Consider the following 17837-nt stretch of genomic DNA (forward strand, 5'->3'; position numbering starts at 1 on the left):
TGCGCAGCAAGTCGTAGGCCGCGCGGGCCCGGAAGGCACCGGAGCGAGGGGACCCCGGAGCGCAGCGCAGGGGCCGTATGATGGGAGCGGGCGGCTTTGGTTACTTTGGCCGCGGCCGGCGAGGTAAGACCAAAGTAACCCGCCGTAAGGGCGAAAAGGTGACTAAAAGTCGCCATCACCGCCGAATGCGCATACATCCATCAAAACAAACACACTAAGCCCCAAACCTCACCCTAAAAAATCTATACAAAATCAAGATTTCGCTACGAATACCTGTACAAGAAAATATACTTGTACAGTATCCGTACACGCCCGGGTGTTCGCTAAATGGCCCCCAGCCCCACAAGGCAAACGCTGATTACCCTGGCCATCCTCATGGCCATGGCCCTGTCCCAGCCCACCTGTGCAGACTGGCGCACCACCCTGCCACAGGCCCACCTGACCGGCAGCGGCGACTTCAGCTGGTTCGGCCTGCGCCTGTACAGCGCCCGCCTGTTCAGTGCCGGTTCGCCGCAAAGCTGGGATGAACCCTTCGCCCTCGAACTGCGCTACCACCGGGCACTGTCCCGCGACACCCTGGTCGACGCCAGCCTCACCGAAATGCGCCGTCTGGCCGCGCAGCCGCCCAGCCCGCAAACCCTCGAGCGCTGGGCAAACAACATGCGCGCCGCGTTCGTCGACGTGCGCCCGGGCATGCGCATCACCGGGCTGTACCTGCCCGGGCAGGGCTGCCGCTTCTATGTCGATGGCCAACTGCGCGCCGAGGTCGCCGACCCGGCCTTCGCCCAGGCGTTCTTCGCCATCTGGCTGGACCCGAGAGCCCGAGACCCACAGTTGCGCCAACGCCTGCTCGGGCTGGCCAAAGAAGATCGCGGAGGCTGACCATGCGTAACCTCGTACTTGTGCTCGCCTGCCTGCTGCTCGGCAGTTGCGGCAATGTCGGCGTCGAACACTATCGCGGGCAGCAACCGGGCCTGGACCTGGTGGCGTTCTTTGCCACCCCGGTAGAAGCCTGGGGCATGTTCCAGAAACGCAACGGCGAAGTGGTCAAGCGCTTCCACGTGCACATCGACAGCCGCCGTGAAGGCGAGCGGTTGATCCTCGACGAGCACTTTGTCTACAGCGACGGCACCCGCCAGCAGCGCACCTGGACGCTCACTCCGGACGGCCCCGGGCGCTGGCGCGGGCGGGCAGGGGACGTGATCGGCGAGGCCCGTGGCGAGGTAGCGGGCAATGCGCTGCGCTGGCAATACCGTCTGGATCTGCCGGTGGATGGCAGCCACTGGCAGGTGGACCTGGACGACTGGATGTACCTGATGGATGAAGACACCCTGATCAACCGCTCGAGCATGCGCAAGTTCGGCGTGGAGATCGGGCAGATCACCTTGTTCTTCCGGCGTTTGCCCCAGGCCGGCGGATGAACAAAAGCCTGTTGCCGAGCAAAGTCTGCGCGGCCTGTGGCCGGCCGTTCAGCTGGCGCAAGCGTTGGGCGCGTTGTTGGCAGCAGGTGCGCTACTGCTCCGAGCGCTGCCGTCGCTCAGCGCCACGCGGCCAGGCGCAAGGCCAGCGGCAAGGCCAGCGCCCATAACGGCGCCAGCAGCAGGGCCGTGGCGAGTGAGCCCAGCGGCAGGCCCACGCCCGCAAGCTGCGCACCGGCAAGATAGGCCAGCGGACCGCCCAGCAAACCCAGCAGCACCCCACGCCAGGCCGGTCGCGCGGCCCAGGCCAGGCTGTGGCGCAAGCCGCTGGCCAGCACCAGCCACAGCAAGACCAGCCAGCCGGGTAGCGGCCATTGCGCAAAACTGAAGAGCCCCAGTGCGCCCAGCAGGCTGTCGAGCAGGCAACCGGCAAGCGTCACGCGCACCAGCGCCCATGCTTCGCCCGCGCGGTCGTGGCAATAATGCAGGTGCAGCGCCAGCCCGGCAGGCACCAGCAGCAACAGCCAGGGCCGCGTTGCGCCGAGCACGCAGGCCCACCAGCCAGCCTGCAGCCACAGCGCATTGGCCAGCAGCCAGGCGCGGGGCATGCTCAGGCGCCCGGCAGCGGTGCCCGGCGTGCCTGGGGTGTGGCCCAGAGCAATTGCGCCACACCGATGACCCGCTCCTCGAAGCCGCCCTGGCAGTAGCACAAGTAGAACTCCCACAGCCGCTGGAAGGTGTCGTCGTAACCCATTTCGCTGAGCGCCCCGCGCGCCAGGCGCAGGTTGTCGCGCCAGTGGCGCAGGGTGCGTGCATAGTCCTGGCCGAAGTCCTCCATGTGCAGCAGGTTCAACGCGGTCTGCCGGCTGGCGGTGTCGAGCAGCACGCTGAGCGAGGGCAAGGCGCCGCCGGGGAAGATGTAGCGCTGGATGAAGTCCACCGAGCGGCGCGCCTGGGCGTAGCGCTGGTCGCGGATGGTGATGGCCTGCAGCAGCATCAGGCCGTCGTCCTTGAGCAACGCCGCGCACTGGCGAAAATAGGTTGGCAGGTAGCGATGGCCCACGGCCTCGATCATCTCGATCGACACCAGCTTGTCGAAGCGCCCGCGCAGGTCGCGGTAGTCCTCGCACAACACGCTGATGCGCCGCTCCAGGCCCAGCGCCTTGACCCGCTGCAGGGTATGGCTGTATTGCGCCTGGGACAGTGTGGTGGTGGTGACCCGGCAACCATGGTGGGTGGCGGCGTGGATGGCCAGGCTGCCCCAGCCGCTGCCGATCTCCAGCAAGTGGTCGTGGGGCTTGAGCTCGAGCTTCTGGCAGATACGTTCGAGCTTGTTCAACTGCGCCTGTTCCAGGCTTTGCTCGGCGCTGTCGAACTGCGCCGCGGAATACATCATGGTCGGGTCGAGCAAGCGTTCGAACAGGGCATTGCCCAAGTCGTAATGGGCCAGGATATTGCGCCGCGCGCCGCGCCGGCTGTTGCGGTTCAGGCTGTGCAACAGGCGCAGGGTCGGGCGGCCGAAGCGCGCCAGGCCGCGTTCCATGGCATCGAGCACGTCGAGGTTGGCGACGAACAGACGGGTCACTGCCGCAAGGTCAGGGCTGCGCCAGTAACCGTGGATATAGGCCTCGCCGGCGCCAATCGAGCCATTGCCGGCAACCATGCCCCAGGCGGCCTCGTCCAGGATCTCGACTTCGGCGTATAGCGCGCTGTCGGTTTCGCCGAAGGTCCATTGCTGGTCGTTGCCGATCAGCCGCAGCTGGCCGCGGCTGATCCGGCGTAGCTGGGCCAGCACGGCGTTCCTGACCAGGCCACCGAGCAGCGGTGTCAGGCCCGCCGATTTGCTAACGCTCAACGTGGGTTCGGGCATGTTTGGGCTCCTCACAGGTGGTCTGGCCAAGGCGCAGGTTGCCCTGGCTTGCGCGGTGATCGTGGATGGGCGTGCGCTTGAACAGCAGGCGCAGGGCTTGCCAGTAGATGGCCGACAGCGTGCGCAGGCTCATCCACGGGAAGGCCAGCAGGTGCTGGTGCAAGCTGCTGCGGTTCAGCACCCGGCGCTCAAGGGCCAGGTCGGCGGCGAACACTGCCTGCCCTTCGCGGTGGTTTTCCATGTGGATGCGCAGCCGCTGGGCATCGAGGAAAAAACGCAGGCGGTACTCCATGTCCAGCGGCATGAACGGCGACACATGGAAGGCCTTGGCCACGCAGAACTGCCGGGGCTGGCCTGGCTGCACCGGCAGCACGTAGTGGAAGCGTTCGTGCCAAGGGGTGTTGCGCACTTCCAGCAGGATCGCCGCGAGCTGGCCCTCGCGGTCATGGCAGAAGTAGAAACTCACCGGGTTGAACGACAGCCCCCAGCAGCGTGGCTGGGTGAGCAGGTGCACGGCGCCCTCGGGGACCTGCCCGGTAGCCTGGCCGACCAGTTGGCGGGCGGCCTGGGCCAGCGGCATGCCGCTGCGGGTAAGGGCCGGCAGGTAGTCGCTTTCACGCCAGCAAAGCGGGGCCAGGCGCGAGTGCCCGAGCCAGCGCGACAGGCCGAGCAGCCAGGGCTGTTCGGTCAGGTCGAGGTAGAGCATGCCGATGCGGTAGCGAAAGGCATGCGGGCGCGGGGTCAGGCGCCGGTGGCTGACCCAGCCGCGGCACAGGCTGCTGTTCACAGGCGCTCTCCAAAGTGTTCGGCCACTTGCAGCGCGCTGACCACGCCGTCCTCGTGAAAGCCGTTGGCCCAGTAGGCACCGCAGTAATAACTGTGCTGGCGCCCCTGCAACTCGCCTTGTCGGGCTTGGGCGGCCAGCGCCGCCAGGCTGTATTGCGGGTGGGCGTACTGGAAGCGGGCGAGGATCTGCGCCGGGTCCACCAGGGCGGTCTGGTTCAGGCTGACGCAGAACGTTACCGGTGCCTCGATGCCCTGCAGTATGTTCATGTCGTAGGTCAGCGCGGCGGGGGCCTGTTCGCTGCCACCCAGGCGGTAGTTCCAGCTGGCCCAGGCCTTGCGCCGCCTTGGCAGCAGGCGGGTGTCGGTGTGCAGCAGCACATCGTTGCTGGCGTAGCGAATGGCGCCGAGCACCGCGCGTTCTTCGGCGCTGGGGGCCTCCAGCAGCGCCAGGGCCTGATCGCTGTGGCAGGCGAACACCACGCTGTCGAACCGTTCTCTGCCGGCCGTGCTGTTCAGCGTTACGCCGCCATCGTCACGGCAGACCCGGCTGACCGCGCAGTTCAGGCGAATGCGCTCTGCGAACGGCCGGCACAGCGGCGCCAGGTAACTGCGCGAACCGCCTTCGACCACCCGCCATTGCGGGCGGTGGCTGACCGACAGCAAGCCGTGGTTGCGGCAAAAGCGCACGAAGAACTGCAGCGGGAAGCCCAGCATGTCGCTGCGTGACATCGACCAGATCGCCGACCCCATTGGCACGATGTAGTGGTCGATGAAACGCTGGCCGTAGCGCTGCGTGCGTAGGTAGTCGCCAAGGGTGGTGGAGGCTTCGATGCGCTGGTTGTCCAGGTCGGCGAGGGCCTGGCGGTTGAAGCGCAAAATGTCCCGCAGCATGCCCCAGAAGCTTGGTGACAGCAGGTTGCGCCGTTGGGCAAAAAGGCTGTCGAGGGTGTGGCCGTTGTATTCGCAGCCGGTGAGCGGATCGTGCACTGAAAAGCTCATCTGCGTGGACCGCGAGGCTACCCCCAGGTAGCCCAGCAGGCGGATGAAGCTGGGGTAGGTCCAGTCGTTGAAGACAATGAACCCGGTGTCCACGGCATAGTGCTGGCCGCGCCACTGCACATCGACCGTGTGGGTGTGGCCACCGATCCAGTCGGCGGCTTCGAACACCGTGACTTGGTGCCGGCGCGAGAGCAGGTGGGCGCAGGTCAGGCCGGCGATGCCGCTGCCGATGATGGCGATCCGCATGTTCGGCTACCCCTGTTCACGCCGGGCCATGCGCTGGCCCAGCTTCAGGCGCCAGCGCACCGGCAGCGCGCCTAGCAGGCGCAACACGCAGGTGAACAGGCCGGGGAAGTTGATCTCCAGTGGCCGCTGCGCCAGGCGTGCGGCGATATGCCGGGCGGCGCGCTCGGCACTCCACATTTGCGGCATGGCGAAGTCGTTGCGCCGGGTCAGCGGCGTATCGACGAAGCCGGGGCTGACCAGGGTGACATCGATGCCTTCGGTGATCAGGTCGATGCGCAGCGACTCGACCAGGTAGCGCACGGCGGCCTTGGACGCGCCGTAGGCACCGGCCCGTGGCAGCGCCAGCCAGCTCACAGAACTGCCCATCACCACCAGATGTGGTCGCTGGCCGCGCCGAAGCAGGGGCAGGGCGGCCTGGATGCAGTGGCACAGGCCCAGCAGGTTGGTGCGCATCACCCGTTCGACCAGGGCCGGGTCGAAGTGGCCGGGCTCCAGGTACTCGCAGGTGCCGGCGTTGAGGATCACCAGGTCGAGGGCGCCCCAGTGATGCTCGATACTCGCGGCGATCTGCGCTACTTGCGGCGCCTCGCTGATATCACCTACGGCAATTAGCGTCTGGCCTGCAAAGCGCTCGGCCAGCGCTTGCAAGCTGCTGGCCTGGCGGCCACCCAGCGCGACCTGATGGCCTTGTTCCAGCAAGCACAGCGCCAGGGCAGCGCCGATGCCGCTGCTGGCGCCGGTCAACCAGCAGCGGCTCATGCCAGCCGGCCCTTGAGCCAGCCGATCAGCCCACCGACCACGGGCACGTGCTCGTACAGCAGCGCGCCGGCATCGAAGTAGTCCTGGTGAAACTCGACTTGCTCGCGCCAGCGCAGGTGGCTGCAGCCGTCAAGGCTGATCGGCCTGCCGCCGGCCAGGCGCGGGTGGCAAAAATGCAGGGTCCAACGCAAGTAGCCGTGGCCCGGCTGTACCTGGTCGGCGCCGTGGAAGTCATAGCGGATGGCCTGCACATTGGCGTACAGCGTGGCGAAGTAGGCACGCAGGGCAGGCAGGCCGTCGATCTGGTGCAGGGGGTCGCGGAAGGTCACTGCTTCGCTGTACAGCTCGTCGAGGCGCTGCAGGTTGCCAGCGTTCAAGCCGGCAAAGCGTTCGGCGAAGGTTTGCAGGTAGTCGGACATGCGCGGCTCCAGGCAATCCTGTACACGGAACGATTTTTGTACAGGTATACCTGAAGCCTATGTCTAAAACTGTACAAGTCAACCGGTTTGTACAGTTTTAGAGGGCCGTCACGCAGGGCGCCAGAGCAACTGTCTACTGTAGGAGCGGCCTTGTGTCGCGAAAGGGCTGCGCAGCAGCCCCGGCGTTGTTTGTTGCGTAGCTAAAAACTGGGGCCGCTTCGCGACCCTTTCCGGCCGGTCCGGCGCCCCGGCAAGGCCGCTCCTACAGCTCTCAGACAAATCAGCTGTTGCCATTGGCCAACTGCTGGCGCAACTGCGCCACCTCGGCTTCCAGCTCGCGGACTTTCTGCTCGGCCGATACCTGTGCACTGACGTCGCGCTGAATGCCGATGAAATAGGTCAGCTGGTCGGCCTCATTGTGCACTGGGGTGATCGACAGCTCGTTCCAGAACAGGCTGCCGTCCTTGCGGTAGTTGCGCAGCACTTCGCGGCAAGGGCGGCCGTCGCGGATCGCCTCGCGGATGTTCACAAGCCCCGGCTGGTCATGGTCCTGGCCCTGCAGGAAGCGGCAGTCCTGGTAGAGGATGTCGTCGACGGCATAGCCGGTCAGGCGTTCGAATGCCGGGTTGGCGTAGATCAGGATGCTGTCGCTGCCTTCCTGTTCGGCGACGACGATGCCGTCGTTGGAGGTCTCGACCATCAGTTGCAGCAGCTTTGCGTCGATCATGTGAACCTCGGGTAATGGTGGCGTGCGCGCTGGCCGCCATGATGACGCACGAACGCTCGGCGCAAAAGGCGGGGATGGGTTTAGAATGGCGTCCCCGGCCCCTAGATCCCCGCGTGCCCGATGACCGAAGCGATTTCCCCTGATTTGCTGCCCATGCGCGAAGTGGTGAGCCTGACCGGCATCAACCCGGTGACCCTGCGCGCCTGGGAGCGCCGCCACGGGCTGATCAGCCCCCAGCGCACCGAAGGCGGCCATCGCCTGTACACGCCCGAGGATGTACAGCGTATCCGCGACATCCTGCACTGGACGGGCAGTGGCCTGCCGATCAGCAAGGTCGGCGAGTTGCTGGCCCGTCAGCACGAGCAGAGGGGGCGAGCGGTCGAGCAGGGCAGCGATGGCTTCGACGACTGGCGCGCTGCAGTGCTGCGTGCCACCCAGGCCTTCGATGGGCAGGCGCTCGAAGCGCTGCATGGCCAGGTATTCACCTTGTTCCCCAAAACCGTCGTGCTGCGCGAAGTGCTGATGCCGGTGTGGCGCCAGTTGGCCGCTGGCACGGCGTTCGGCCAACGCAGCCAATGGCTGTTCCTCGATACCTTCCTGCGCGCCCGGCTGTTGCTGCGCCTGCAACTGAACCAGGCTGCCGCCCCGCGCGTGCTTTTGTGCGCAGTTGGTGGCGTCAGCGAGTTGGAGCTGCTGTGCAGCGCCCTGATGCTGGGTGGGGAACAGCAGCGTGTCGAGGTGCTCGGCAACACCCAGCCGCTGGACGAGCTGCCGCTGCTGTGCGTGGCCATGCGCCCGGCGGCACTGGTGATCAGGGTGCAGGGCCCGATCAGCCCGGCCCTGGCCACGCGGTTGCGCAGCCTGCAGATGGAAATTGCCTGCCCGATGGCATTGCTGGGCGACGGCTTGGCCGAGTTTGCCTCGCTGTTGCAGGGCATCCCGCTGGCGCTGCTGGAGGGGCAGGGCGCCGAGGTCGGGCCCAAGCTTGCGGCCTTGCTCAGGGGCGCACTGGAGCTGTAAACGCTCAGCCGCTGCGCCACTTCTCCAGCAGTATCGCCACGAATTTTTCCGCCGCCGGCGACAGCGAGGCGCCTCGCCGGTACACCAGGCCCAGGGTGCGGGTGACCTCCGGCTCGGTGAGCGGGACGCTGACCAGGGTCGGATGGTCGGGCCCGGGCATCGCCAGGCTGGGCATGGCCGAAACCCCCAGCCCGGCCTCGACCATCCCCAGGGACGTGGACAGGTGCTGCACCTCGTAGAACCACTTGGGCCTCAGGCTCAGCCCGCTCAAGGCGTGGTCCAGCAGCATGCGGTTGCCGCTCAGGCGGCCAACGCCGATCAGCCGGTAGTCGGCCAGTTCCGACCAGGTCACCGCTTTGCGCGATGCCAGTTCATGGTCGCGCCGGCAGGCCAGGACGAACGGCTCCTGCACCAGCGAGACGAACTCGATGTCCGAGTGCTGACCGCTCATCATGTTGATGCCGAAGTCCGCTTCGCCGCGCAGCACTGCCTCCAGGCCGTCGTTGGCGCTGAGGTCGAGCAGGCGGATGCGGATCTTCGGGTACTGCTGGTTGTACAGGCGGATCACCGAGGGCAGGAAGTAGAAGGCCGCCGTGGGGATGCAGGCGAGGGTGACCTGGCCGCTCTGGCGTTCGGCCAGCTCGCGGATGCTCAGGATCGAGTCCTCGAAATCATCGAGCAGGCGGCGTGCCTTGGGCAAAAAATCCCGGCCGACGCTGGTCAGGCTGACGCGCCGGGTGGTTCGTTCGAGCAGCGGCGTGCCCAGGCCCTCTTCGAGCTTCTTGATACGCCTGCTCAGCGCCGGCTGCGACAGGTGCAGCACTTCTGCCGCTTCGTGGAAGCTGCCCAATTCGGCGATTTTCACGAAAGATCTGATGTCTTGGAGCTCGTATTCCATGTTAGGTCCTGATGCATGCATACCCCCTGTAGGAGCGGCCTTGTGTCGCGAAAGGGCTGCAGAGCAGCCCCAGGATTTCAATGCTGATACGAAAATCGCTGGGGCCGCGTTGCGGCCCTATCGCGACACAAGGCCGCTCCTACAAGAGATCAGCGTCAACGTTTAATTGATTTGTTAAACGCAATAATAGCTACGATCTTTGCATTGGATTGATTTATCCATGCCTGTCACTCTTTCGATCACAACATCAATTCAGCCGATTGATCAACAAGAGTCACTAGACATGCAACGAATCCCCTGTGTGCTCATGCGCGGCGGCACCTCCAAAGGCCCCATCTTCCATGCCTGGGATCTGCCCACCAATGTGGTCGAGCGCGATGAAGTGCTGCTGCGCCTGATGGGCTCCGGCCACGAGCTGGAAATCGACGGCATCGGCGGCGGCAGCCCGCAGACCAGCAAGGTGGCAATCGTCAGCCCGTCGCTGCACGCCGACGCCGATGTCGATTACCTGTTCGTCCAGGTGATGGTGGCCCAGCGCCGCGTGGACACCGCGCCCAACTGCGGCAACATGCTCTGCGCCGTGGGCCCGTTCGCCATCGAGCAGGGCCTGGTCAAGGCCGTCGAGGGCAAGACCCTGGTGCGCATCCGCAATCTCAACACCAACACCTTCGTCAATTCCCTGGTCGAGACGCCCAACGGCATCGTCCGTTACGAAGGCCGCACGGCCATCGATGGCGTGCCGGGCACGGCGGCGCCGATCCACCTGACCTTCCTCGACGCGGTCGGCAGCAAGACCGGGCAGCTGTTCCCCACCGGCCAAGCCTGCGATGTGATCGACGGCGTGCCGGTGACCTGCATCGACATGGCCATGCCGATGATGATCGTCGAAGCCAGCCAGCTGGGCCTGGACGGCGGCGAAAGCCCCGCCGAGCTGGATGCCGACAGCCGCCTGCTCAAGCGCCTGGAGGCGCTGCGCATCAAAGCCGGGCGGGCCATGGGCCTGGGCGATGTCAGCGGCATGGTCATCCCCAAGCCGGTGCTGGTCAGCCCGGCGAAGTTCGGCGGCACGCTGCAGGTGCGCTACTTCATGCCGCACAACTGCCACCGGGCGCTGGCCATCACCGGAGCAATCGGGCTGGCAACTGCCTGCGTCAGCCCCGGCACCGTCACCATGAACCTGCTTGGCGATGCGGCCCAGGGCCTGCAGGAAGTGCGCCTCGAGCACCCCAGCGGTGGCATTGATGTGGCGCTTTCGCGCAGCGGGCCGGACGGCAAGACGATCCAGGCGTCCGTGGTGCGTACCGCCCGCCGGCTGTTCTCAGGTTTCGTCTACGCGCCAACGGCACGGCGGCTGGCTGGCTGAGCCGCTGTACCCACGGACGACACAGCGCATCCGCACAAATCCAACAATGGGTGATGCCTCATGAAACTGGTCAAATCGCTGTACTTCCAGATCCTCTGCGCCGTCCTGCTGGGCGTGGTGGTCGGGCACTTCTGGGCGCAACAGGCTGTGGCCCTGAAACCGCTGGGCGATGCCTTCATCAAGCTGATCAAGATGATGATCGCACCGGTGGTGTTCTGCACCATCGTCACCGGCATCGCCGGCATGAGCGATCGGCGCTCGCTGGGCCGGCTGATGAGCAAGACGCTGTTGCTGTTCCTGGTGCTGACCGTGATCAGCCTGGCGATCGGCCTGGCGGCGGTGCATATCTTCCGCCCGGGCGAGGGCATGAATATCGACCCGTCGACCCTCAACACCCAAGGGCTGAGCCAGTACACCGACTCGGCGGCCAAGCTGGGTGTGGTCGACTTCTTCATGCACATCATCCCCGACACCTTCATCGGCGCGTTCAACAAAGGCGAAGTATTGCCGGTGCTGTTCCTCGCCGTGCTGTGCGGCTTTGCCCTGTCGGCCATGGGCGAGCGCGGCCAGCCGGTGCTCACGGTGCTGGAGTCGGCCTCGCAGATGGTGTTCAAGATCTTCGGCTACCTGATGCGCTTCGCCCCGGTGGGTGCCTTCGGCGCCCTGGCGTTCACCGTGGGGCAGTACGGCATCAGCTCGCTCGGCGCGCTGGCCAAGCTGGTCATGACCCTGTACATCGCCTGCGCCTTCTTCGTGCTGGTGGTGCTTGGCGGGGTGTGCCGGGCCAATGGCTTCAGCCTGTGGAAGCTGCTGCGCTACCTGCGCGAAGAGTTTTTGGTGGTGCTCGGTACTTCCTCCACCGAGCCGGTGCTGCCGCGCATGCTGCAGAAGCTCGAAGCCCTGGGCTGCAAGAAGGGCGTGGTAGGGCTGGTGCTGCCCACCGGCTATTCGTTCAACCTCGACGGCACGGCCATCTACCTGTCGCTGGCCGCAGTGTTCATCGCCCAGGCCTGCAACATCGACCTGACCCTGGGCCAGACCCTGACCATGCTGGCGATCATGCTGCTGTCGTCCAAGGGCGCGGCGGGGGTCACTGGTAGCGGCTTCGTTGCGCTGGCCTCGACCCTGACCGTGATTCACGACATCCCGCTGGCGGGGCTGGCGCTGCTGATCGGTGTCGACCGCTTCATGTCCGAGGCGCGGGCGCTGACCAGCCTGGCCAGCAACGCGGTAGCCACGGTGGTCATCTCGCTGTCGGAAAACGCCTGTGACCGGCAGACGCTGATGCGCACCCTGGCCGATGGCCCGCAACCCGCCGCCAGCACAGACAGCCCAGCCCACTGGCCGGCCGGTGAGCCACACCGGCACAGCTAGACCGCCCGCTTACAAGCACTGAATGACATAAACTTCCACCCAGCGCCGCGAGGCGCGGGTGGGGCAAGGGCCGTTCGCGCTCGCCGCGGCCACTCCCAATAAAAACAAGAGAATATTCCCATGCTTGCATTGCTTGGCCTGGTCATGGTGGTGACCTTCACCTACCTGATCATGAGCAAACGCCTGTCGCCGATCGTCGCGCTCACCGTGGTGCCCATTGTCTTCGCCGTGATCGGTGGCTTTGCCCCGGACCTTGGCAAGATGATGCTCGACGGCCTGAAAACGGTCGCACCGTCCGCCGCCCTGCTGCTGTTCGCCATCCTGTTCTTCGGCCTGATGATCGATGCCGGGCTGTTCGACCCGTTGATCCGCAAGATCCTCAAACGGGTCAATGGCGACCCGATCAAGATCGCCATGGGCACCGCGTTGCTGTCGCTGCTGGTGGCCCTCGACGGCGACGGCACTACCACCTACATGATCACCTGCGCCGCCATGCTGCCGCTGTACAAGCGCATCGGCATGAACCCGATGATCCTGGCGACCATCGCCATGCTGTCGCTGAGCATCATGAGCGGCCTGAGCCCGTGGGGCGGGCCGGCCACCCGGGCCATCGCCGCCCTGGGCCTGGATGCCAGCGAGTACTTCATCCCGATGCTGCCGACCATGGTCGGCGGCGCCGCCTGGGTGGTGTTCACCGCCTTCCTGCTGGGCCGCGCCGAGCGCAAGCGCATCGGCAACATCAAGCTCGAATCCGGCGGCGGCAACTGCTACATCAAGGCGATCCTGGAAGACACTCCGCACAAGCGCCCGCGCCTGGCCTACGTCAACCTGGTGCTGGTGATCGCAGTGATGGTCGCGCTGGTGATGGGCCTGATGCATGCGGCGATCCTGTTCATGATCGGCTTCGTCGCGGCCTTGATGATCAACTACCCGCAGCTCGAGCTGCAGAAGGAACGCATCCTCGCTCACTCCGGCAACGCCATGACCGTGGTGCTGCTGGTGTTCGCCGCCGGCATTTTCGCTGGCATCTTCTCCGGTACCAAGATGGTCGATGCGCTGGCGCAGACCTTGGTCGACTGGATCCCTGAAGCCTGGGGCCACTGGTTCCCGCTGGTGGTGGCGATCACCAGCATGCCGCTGACCTTCGTGCTGTCCAACGATGCCTACTACTTCGGCGTGGTGCCGATTCTGGCCAACGCGGCCGCCGCCTATGGCATCGACCCGGTGGAGATCGCCCGCGCCTCGGTGCTTGGGCAACCGGTGCACCTGATGAGCCCGCTGGTGGCGTCCACCTTGCTGCTGGTCGGCATGGTCGACCGCGACATCGGCGAGTTCCAGAAAGCCACGGTGAAGTGGGCGGTGCTGACTTCGCTGGTGATCACCGCGCTGGCCCTGCTGACCGGGGCCTTGTCCTTCTTCATCTGACCCTCCCTGACGGGTGGCCGAGCGGCCGCCCGGTAACGCGCCAATAACAATAAAAGAGTCCCCGAACATGACACGAGCCCTTCAGCGTGGGGCCGCTTGCGGCCTGCTGTTCTGCACCTTGCCTGCGGCCCAGGCGGCCGGTTTCATCGATGACGCCAGCCTCAAGCTGCAGCTGCGCAATGTGTATTTCAACGAGAACTTTCGCGACGAGCAGGGCCTGAGCCCCCGCGCCGCCGCCAACGTCAAGAGCGAGCGGGTGGAATGGGCGCAGGGTTTCCTGCTGGACTACCAGTCTGGTTTCACCCAAGGCCCGCTCGGCCTGGGGGTGGATGCCCTGGCACTGGTCGGGGTGAAGCTCGATTCGGGACGTGGGCGCAGTGGCACCGGCCTGCTGCCGGTGCATGACGACGGCCGCGCGGCGGACGAATTCGCCAGTGCCGGGGTAACCGCCAAGGCCCGGCTGGGCGCCACCGTGGTCAAGCACGGCAGCTTGCTGCCCAAGACCCCGGTGCTGGTCTACAACGACGCCCGCCTGCTGCCGCAGACCTACCAGGGCACCCAGCTGGTCAGCACCGACATCAGCGGCCTGACCCTGAGCGCCGGCCACCTCGACCGCTTCAAACAGCGCGACTCTTCCGACAGCACCGGGCTGTATGCCGACGGCTACGGCGGTCGCGAATCGGGTGACTTCACCTACGCCGGCGCCGAGTACGCGGTCAGCAAGCAACTGCGCTTGAGCTACTTCCACGGCGAGCTGGAGCACTTCTATCGCCAGGACTTCGGTGGGGTCCAGCATGACCTGCCGCTGGCGGGCGGCGTGCTGACCACCGACCTGCGCTATTTCAAGAGCCACGACAGCGGCGCGGCCTACGGCGGCCGCATCGACAACGACATGTTCAGCGGCCAGTTGGCCTACAGCCACAGCGGCCACACCCTGGGCGCGGGCTACCAGGTGCTCGATGGCGAGGCAGGGATGCCTTATGTCAGCGGGGCGACGGTGTATTCGTTCAGCAACGTCGGCATCGGCAAGTTCATCGAGGAAGAAGAGAAAACCTGGATGGCCAGCTATGCCTACAACTTCGCCGCTGCCGGCGTGCCGGGGCTGACGTTCATGACCCGTTACCTGAGCGGCGACAATGGCCGCTCCGGCACGGCGGGCTTGAGCGAGTGGGAACGCGACATGGAGCTGGCGTACGTGGTGCAGTCGGGCAGCTTCAAAGGCCTGGGGGTGAAGCTGCGCAACTATGTGTACCGGGCGGACTTCGCCCGTGGCCGGGACAGCAACCGCATTTACCTGACCTACGACATCGCCCTGTGGTAGCGCATCCTCGGGCTAGGGTTTGTACGAGAAGTTCTGTGGGAGCGGGTTTACCCGCGCAGGGCTGCAAAGCAGCCCCTTTAGTGGCGATGAAACCTTAGTTGACTGGCATCCGGCAGTGGGGGAGGGCTGAACTTGTATTTTCTAATAGTGGGCGATGAGCTTATTTAGCGAGCTTTGGCCTTGCTCTTGTCAGGGACTGGGTCGCCGTTAAGCAGGCGGTGGACGAGGTTGCCGCGCTCGTCGTACTGATAGTGGGTGCCGGCGTACTCGCGCAGCGGCGTGGGTCGCTTTCCAACGGGCGATTGAGCCGCTGGGCGTTGTCGTCCAGCAGGTTGTTGCCGGGTCGAAGGCGAAGGTATCGACGCCTAGGCGGCTGGTAGCTTGCAGCAACCACCGCACCGGGTCGTATTGATAGGCCAGATGGCCACGGAGGGTGCTGTGGATATCGGTCGGCTGGCCAACAGCATCGTATTGATACTGGCGCTTGAGCAGCGTGGACTTGCCGTCATGGCTGCCCAGCAGTTGCTCCTGCAAACGGCCTGCCGGGTCCCACGCCTGGGTTTGCATCAGTTGGTTGCCTTGATGGCGGACCACTCATATCGGATTGGTGATGGCAGCCACACGACAAATGCAATGAGCCAATAGACGGCTCATTGCACGGTCTCCAAAACTCTTTACTGCTTAGCCATTTCCACTAGAGCTTTCTCAAAAAAAGACATGTCAGGTGGGTTTTTTTCGACCCTTTCCCTTTCAGCCATGCGGGAATTTTTTTCCTACACAACTCGTATCCCAATTCAGAAAAATCATTTACTCGATAGTCCCTTTCAATCAGCTCTCCGTCTTGATCAAACGGATTCGCCAACAAGAGACCCTTTCGGAAGAAAAAATCGTATTTTGCGACCTGCGCTCTTTTTACAACAGCTTGGGACTCCAAGTCAGGTACTAGATCCCCATTTTCATTCAGCAGCTTGTAAGCAGAAACCAGCTCACCAGGCGCACTCCAGACAACATGATTCTTGGCTTCCGTCATGCCAACTCCACTAATGCTTCAGCGCGGATAGGTCCTAATAACCCAGCCGCTTTTGACTTCAGCGTCAACGGCCTGCTGTCCGAGAACAACTTCGCGAAACCGGTTTTTGCCGACCAGATATTTCCGCCGAAGAAACTGCCTTTGGAACAGATGCCGGTCAGCTTGAGCCCTTGAGAGATTCGCACTTTTGTCTCTAAAGGCAACCGTGAGTCATAGCTGTAAAGCACCTCGCCTCTTCAAGTACGTGAGCAGTCGATGAAGAGCCACGACCTTGCCCTTACCTTGCGTCGTTGTAATTAAAATGTGAGACATCGATTTCCTTATTGAATTTACAGCAGTCCCCTCATTACTCAGGAACTGATCCGACTCCAAATCCCGCACCTCGTATGCAGTCCCTGAGCGGTTCGCAGAAAATCTTACTATCGAATTCCCTCCAACCACCACCGCCCCATCAAGAGCACCTTCGTGCAGATAAAATTCCACTCTTAGGTCTCGTGAAAGAATCCTTTTCAGCAAAGGAATTAATCGAACACCCGGCGAGAGAGAAATACCACAACCACTTTCTCTTCCATTGAAAAAATAACGCTTTAGCGTCACATCCACGGAGCGCACGAAATGGGTAGCGAGATAGTCCTTCTCATAGAGGCAAAAATCATCTGCATCGCCAACCATATCAAAACTTTCCGCTTTAAGCTCAGCCTTGCCAAAGCTTGTCAAGCCAAACGTCTCGGCTTTGATGCTTGACGCATCCATCAGATAGCTCAAGCACAATTCAAAAACATTACATTTCAAGTAACTCATCTGCCTTACCTCTTGACAGGGTTTGTTCCACTGTCGTGGTGCGTTTGTAGAATACCCTTGACCTCAGTGAGTTCAGTCACTCGATTGGATTTAGGGTTTTCATCGATACCTGCCTGCGCCGACTTGGCAAGTCGATCAACGTTTTTTGAGTCATCGAGATGCTCTGAGATAAATTCACAAGCATTGTGAATCGCCCCTGGTTTCCTAGACACTCTCCAAGCTCAGAAAATAGCGTTTCTCATACTCTACTGGAGACAGCTGCATAGCACTGCTGTGTCGACGTTTTGGGTTATAGAACATCTCGATGTAATCGAAAATATCACTTCGGGCTTCGTCACGCGTTGCGTAGATCTTTCGTCGGATTCGCTCCCGCTTCAAAAGCTGGAAAAAACTCTCGGCTACGGCATTGTCGTGGCAGTTTTCCCGTCGGCTCATGCTGCTGATCACATTGTTGGCCTTAAGGAAGCTTTGCCATTCTGAGCTGCTAAACTGACTGCCTTGGTCTGAGTGAATCATCACTTGCTGCTGTGGCTTGCGTCGCCAAACGGCCATCAACATCGCGTCGATAGCAAGGTCGCTGCACATCCTTGGTTTCATTGACCAACCAATTACTTGGCGTGAGAAGAGATCCAGCACTACTGCCAGATAAAGCCATCCTTCATAGGTGCGGATGTAAGTGATATCTGTCACCCAGACCTTGTTCGGCTCGCTGACCTTGAACTGTCGGGCAAGGTGGTTGGGAGATGCCACTGTTGGCTTTCCGCCATAAAACCCAGGACGACGGCGATAGCCCGTTTGCGAACGCAACCCCTCTGCCTGCATCAAACGACCGACTCGATTTCGCCCGCATGTCTCTCCCAGCTCACGCAGGTCATCATGAATTTTGCGGTAGCCGTACACACCTCCGCTTTCGAGCCAAGCATGTTTGATCAAGCCAAGCAGACGATGATCTTCTTTTGCTCGGGCAGATTGAGGCTCGGCCAGCCAGGCGTAGTAGCCGCTGGGATGCACCTTGAGGGTTTGGCAAAGGCGCCGCACCGGGTAATCGGTCGAGTGCTTCTTGATGAAGGCGTACTTCAGCCGCACTCCTTGGCAAAGTACGCGGCGGCCTTCTTTAAGATGTCTCGCTCTTCCGTCACGCGCTTGAGTTCAGCGCGTAGCTTGCGCAGTTCGGCTTGCTGGTCATCGTCTTGCTGACGCTGCTCTTGGGGTTTGCTGTAGAGCTTGATCCAGGCGTAGAGGCTGTGAACGGACATGCCCAGGCGCTGGGCAACGTCGGCTACAGGCTTGCCTTTCTCGGTCACTTGCTTGACCGCTTCGATCTTGAATTCTTCAGGGTAACGCTGACGACTCATGGCACCTCCTATTTGGGCCTCATTAT

At 63.2% G+C, this 17837-nt stretch carries 20 protein-coding genes and 1 pseudogene; 8 read left to right on the plus strand and 13 right to left on the minus strand.

What is annotated here, in order from left to right; translation table 11 throughout:
* Positions 1 to 327 precede the first annotated feature (327 nt).
* Genes ABE459_RS18950 through ABE459_RS18960 form a run of 3 tightly spaced genes read left to right on the plus strand, consistent with a single transcriptional unit; the run spans position 328 to position 1588 of the window.
* Positions 328 to 882, plus strand: coding sequence for a chalcone isomerase family protein (locus ABE459_RS18950; protein ID WP_258706362.1), 555 nt, complete (start codon positions 328 to 330; stop codon positions 880 to 882).
* Positions 883 to 884: 2 nt separating this feature from the next.
* Complete coding sequence (locus ABE459_RS18955) at positions 885 to 1421, plus strand: DUF3833 domain-containing protein (protein WP_258706363.1); 537 nt, start codon at positions 885 to 887, stop codon at positions 1419 to 1421.
* Positions 1418 to 1588 (plus strand): DUF2256 domain-containing protein, encoded by a 171-nt coding sequence (locus ABE459_RS18960; protein WP_323829003.1) that lies wholly within the window; start codon positions 1418 to 1420, stop codon positions 1586 to 1588. The genes ABE459_RS18955 and ABE459_RS18960 overlap by 4 nt, the downstream gene beginning before the upstream one ends.
* Here the strand turns inward: ABE459_RS18960 and ABE459_RS18965 are convergent.
* From ABE459_RS18965 to ABE459_RS18995, 7 genes are all read right to left on the minus strand, one after another.
* Positions 1538 to 2026: a DUF2878 family protein gene (locus ABE459_RS18965; RefSeq protein WP_323829005.1), complete on the minus strand. Its 489-nt coding sequence runs from the start codon at positions 2024 to 2026 to the stop codon at positions 1538 to 1540. The genes ABE459_RS18960 and ABE459_RS18965 overlap by 51 nt on opposite strands.
* Before the next feature lie 2 nt (positions 2027 to 2028).
* The gene (locus ABE459_RS18970) at positions 2029 to 3288 is read right to left on the minus strand and encodes a cyclopropane-fatty-acyl-phospholipid synthase family protein (RefSeq protein WP_323829007.1); all 1260 of its coding nucleotides are present in this window, start codon (positions 3286 to 3288) and stop codon (positions 2029 to 2031) included.
* Positions 3263 to 4075, minus strand: a complete 813-nt coding sequence (locus ABE459_RS18975) for a DUF1365 domain-containing protein (protein ID WP_323829009.1) — start codon at positions 4073 to 4075, stop codon at positions 3263 to 3265. The genes ABE459_RS18970 and ABE459_RS18975 overlap by 26 nt, the downstream gene beginning before the upstream one ends.
* Positions 4072 to 5319: an FAD-dependent oxidoreductase gene (locus ABE459_RS18980; protein WP_323829011.1), complete on the minus strand. Its 1248-nt coding sequence runs from the start codon at positions 5317 to 5319 to the stop codon at positions 4072 to 4074. Before ABE459_RS18980 ends, ABE459_RS18975 begins: the two co-directional genes overlap by 4 nt.
* A gap of 6 nt (positions 5320 to 5325) precedes the next feature.
* A complete protein-coding gene (locus ABE459_RS18985; protein WP_323829014.1) occupies positions 5326 to 6078 on the minus strand; it encodes an SDR family NAD(P)-dependent oxidoreductase in 753 nt (250 codons plus the stop codon).
* A complete protein-coding gene (locus ABE459_RS18990; RefSeq protein ID WP_323829016.1) occupies positions 6075 to 6497 on the minus strand; it encodes a nuclear transport factor 2 family protein in 423 nt (140 codons plus the stop codon). Before ABE459_RS18990 ends, ABE459_RS18985 begins: the two co-directional genes overlap by 4 nt.
* A 280-nt stretch (positions 6498 to 6777) precedes the next feature.
* The gene (locus tag ABE459_RS18995; RefSeq protein ID WP_125463750.1) at positions 6778 to 7224 is read right to left on the minus strand and encodes a PAS domain-containing protein; all 447 of its coding nucleotides are present in this window, start codon (positions 7222 to 7224) and stop codon (positions 6778 to 6780) included.
* Positions 7225 to 7344: 120 nt separating this feature from the next.
* Between ABE459_RS18995 and ABE459_RS19000 the strand changes: the two genes are divergently transcribed.
* A complete protein-coding gene (locus tag ABE459_RS19000) occupies positions 7345 to 8244 on the plus strand; it encodes a MerR family transcriptional regulator (RefSeq protein WP_323829021.1) in 900 nt (299 codons plus the stop codon).
* A gap of 4 nt (positions 8245 to 8248) precedes the next feature.
* Here the strand turns inward: ABE459_RS19000 and ABE459_RS19005 are convergent, their stop codons facing one another.
* Positions 8249 to 9142, minus strand: a complete 894-nt coding sequence (locus ABE459_RS19005) for a LysR family transcriptional regulator (protein ID WP_110994839.1) — start codon at positions 9140 to 9142, stop codon at positions 8249 to 8251.
* Positions 9143 to 9425: 283 nt separating this feature from the next.
* Between ABE459_RS19005 and ABE459_RS19010 the strand changes: the two genes are divergently transcribed.
* The 4 genes from ABE459_RS19010 (at position 9426) to ABE459_RS19025 (ending at position 14625) form a co-directional block, all read left to right on the plus strand.
* Entirely contained in the window at positions 9426 to 10505 is a 1080-nt protein-coding gene (locus ABE459_RS19010) for a 4-oxalomesaconate tautomerase (RefSeq protein ID WP_125463752.1), read from the plus strand.
* Between the two features lie 60 nt (positions 10506 to 10565).
* Positions 10566 to 11879: a dicarboxylate/amino acid:cation symporter gene (locus ABE459_RS19015; protein WP_323829027.1), complete on the plus strand. Its 1314-nt coding sequence runs from the start codon at positions 10566 to 10568 to the stop codon at positions 11877 to 11879.
* Between the two features lie 120 nt (positions 11880 to 11999).
* Positions 12000 to 13304: a citrate:proton symporter gene (locus ABE459_RS19020; RefSeq protein WP_125463754.1), complete on the plus strand. Its 1305-nt coding sequence runs from the start codon at positions 12000 to 12002 to the stop codon at positions 13302 to 13304.
* Positions 13305 to 13371: 67 nt separating this feature from the next.
* Positions 13372 to 14625 (plus strand): OprD family porin, encoded by a 1254-nt coding sequence (locus tag ABE459_RS19025; protein WP_323829029.1) that lies wholly within the window; start codon positions 13372 to 13374, stop codon positions 14623 to 14625.
* Positions 14626 to 14828: 203 nt separating this feature from the next.
* Here ABE459_RS19025 and ABE459_RS19030 read toward each other — a convergent pair.
* The 5 genes and pseudogenes from ABE459_RS19030 to ABE459_RS19050 form a co-directional block, all read right to left on the minus strand.
* Positions 14829 to 15219 (minus strand): annotated as a pseudogene (locus ABE459_RS19030) (hypothetical protein); the annotation flags it as partial.
* Positions 15220 to 15319: 100 nt separating this feature from the next.
* Positions 15320 to 15655: a hypothetical protein gene (locus ABE459_RS19035; protein ID WP_346648120.1), complete on the minus strand. Its 336-nt coding sequence runs from the start codon at positions 15653 to 15655 to the stop codon at positions 15320 to 15322.
* Positions 15652 to 15882 (minus strand): hypothetical protein, encoded by a 231-nt coding sequence (locus ABE459_RS19040; RefSeq protein ID WP_323829033.1) that lies wholly within the window; start codon positions 15880 to 15882, stop codon positions 15652 to 15654. The genes ABE459_RS19035 and ABE459_RS19040 overlap by 4 nt, the downstream gene beginning before the upstream one ends.
* The gene (locus ABE459_RS19045; protein ID WP_323829035.1) at positions 15866 to 16456 is read right to left on the minus strand and encodes a hypothetical protein; all 591 of its coding nucleotides are present in this window, start codon (positions 16454 to 16456) and stop codon (positions 15866 to 15868) included. The genes ABE459_RS19040 and ABE459_RS19045 overlap by 17 nt, the downstream gene beginning before the upstream one ends.
* A gap of 204 nt (positions 16457 to 16660) precedes the next feature.
* Positions 16661 to 17811 (minus strand): IS3 family transposase gene (locus ABE459_RS19050; RefSeq protein ID WP_323829037.1). Its coding sequence is split into 2 segments (ribosomal slippage): positions 16661 to 17568 and positions 17568 to 17811, totalling 1152 coding nucleotides; the frame shifts between segments, so codons are not numbered across the junction.
* Between the last annotated feature and the right edge of the window lie 26 nt (positions 17812 to 17837).

It is taken from the genome of Pseudomonas sp. TWI923 (assembly GCF_039673365.1).
GTDB classification, from domain to species: domain Bacteria; phylum Pseudomonadota; class Gammaproteobacteria; order Pseudomonadales; family Pseudomonadaceae; genus Aquipseudomonas; species Aquipseudomonas sichuanensis.